This window comes from Flavobacterium sp. (genome assembly GCF_031363805.1).
Taxonomy (GTDB): Bacteria; Bacteroidota; Bacteroidia; order Flavobacteriales; family Flavobacteriaceae; genus Flavobacterium.
The window spans coordinates 1-1707 of record NZ_JANLVD010000138.1 but is presented as its reverse complement, the minus strand read 5'-3'; the positions used below and the strand labels follow the sequence as shown (position 1 = coordinate 1707).

Genomic DNA, 1707 nt, shown 5'->3' with positions numbered 1-1707 from the left:
GTCTGCCAATTGAAACCGAACCACGAACCGTTACATCATAATTTGGGAATTCGTCTCTGGCTATTTTGCTTGCCGAGTAAACCGATGCTCCTGCTTCTGAAACCACAAAAACTTGAACGGGCTTATCAAACGCAATTTTTTTAATAAAAAATTCGGTTTCGCGGCTTGCAGTTCCATTTCCAATAGAAATGGCTTCAATATTATAGGCATTGACCATGGAACGAATTTTTTTCATTGCCATTGCATCTTCTTTTTGTGGCGCGTGCGGATAAATGGTTTCGTTGTACAACAAATCGCCTTTTTCATCCAAACAAACAATCTTACATCCTGAACGAAAACCTGGATCTATTGCCAAAATTCGTTTTTCGCCCAATGGTGGCGCTAATAAAAGTTGTCCCAAATTTGAAGCAAAAACATCAATAGCCGTTTTGTCAGCTTTAGTTTTGGCTTCTTGCAAAGCTTCATTGGAAATGGCTGGATTCAACAATCGTTTATAGGAGTCTTCAATGGCTAATTGAACGTGCGAAATTGAGGGTGAATTGCTGTTTTTGATAATAATTTCGTCAATTAAATCATAGGCTTCGTCAATATCAACTTCTATTTTTAGTTTGACAAAACCTTCGTTTTCAGTACGAAGCATAGCAAGTAATCGGTGAGATGGTGTTTTGGCTAAATTTTCTGACCAATCGAAATATTGAGAAAATTTTTGCGCACCTTCTTCCTCCGCTTTCTTTTTTACAACTTTAGTTTCGATGTTGGCTTTTCGCTGAAAAAGCCTTCGCAATTGTTTTCGGACAAATATATTTTCGTTAATCCATTCGGCTACAATATCTCGTGCGCCTTGCAAAGCAAAATCTTCGTTAATAATATTTTTGTTGATGAATTTTGTTGCTAAGAAATCTACATTGTCATTGTTTTGCAGTAAAATTAGTTGCGCTAATGGTTCCAATCCATTTTCACGAGCCAAATCTGCACGGGTTTTTTTCTTCTTTTTATAAGGTAAATAAACATCTTCGATTTCTTGCAAATCGAAACTTTCGGATATTCTTTTTGACAATTCTGGCGTTAAGGCATTTTGTTCCTCGATAGATTTTAAAATGGCTTCTTTTCTTTTTATAATTAGATCATATTCTTTTTGAAGTTTCGCAATTTGTTCGATAAATACCTCATCCAAATTGCCTGTTTGGTCTTTTCGGTAACGAGAAATAAACGGGATTGTACAGTCTTCGTCGAGCAATTTTATGGTTGCCTCAATATTTTTTGATGTGGTGTTGGCTTGGATTTGTATGAATTGTATTTGGTTCATTTTATTATAATTTTACCGCAAAGATGCAAAGGTTTTCGCAAAGTTCGCAAGGATTTTAATATTTTAAGAAAGTAATTTAAGTTATAAAATCCAAATAATTTCCCTTGTTAATAACCTCGAAAGTCGCTTCTGAATAGGCTTTTGCAAAAGCTGTTGGAATTTTTGCTTTTCGATTTTCATTCCATTTGAATTCAAATCCACTTAGATTTCCATTTTCATCTTCAAGCCAATCTAATTCTTGTTGGTCATAAGTACGCCAAAAATAATTTGAAACTGTTTTTTGAGTATAATTTTGATGTTTTACGCGTTCTGAAGCCAAATAATTTTCCCATAATGCACCAACATCGGTTCTGGTTTCTAATCTGGTAAAATTATTTATAATCGCGTTTCGAATTCCGTTA

Annotated in this window: 2 protein-coding genes; both read right to left on the bottom strand. The window is 34.7% G+C overall.

Annotated features, from left to right (window positions below; translation table 11 throughout):
* Positions 1-1306: Tex-like N-terminal domain-containing protein (locus tag RMN92_RS08305; protein WP_309609004.1), on the bottom strand; the 1306-nt coding region annotated here is incomplete at its 3' end.
* A 76-nt stretch (positions 1307-1382) separates the two neighbouring features.
* On the bottom strand, positions 1383-1707 hold a 325-nt coding region (locus RMN92_RS08300; protein ID WP_309609003.1), incomplete at its 5' end, for a DUF4143 domain-containing protein.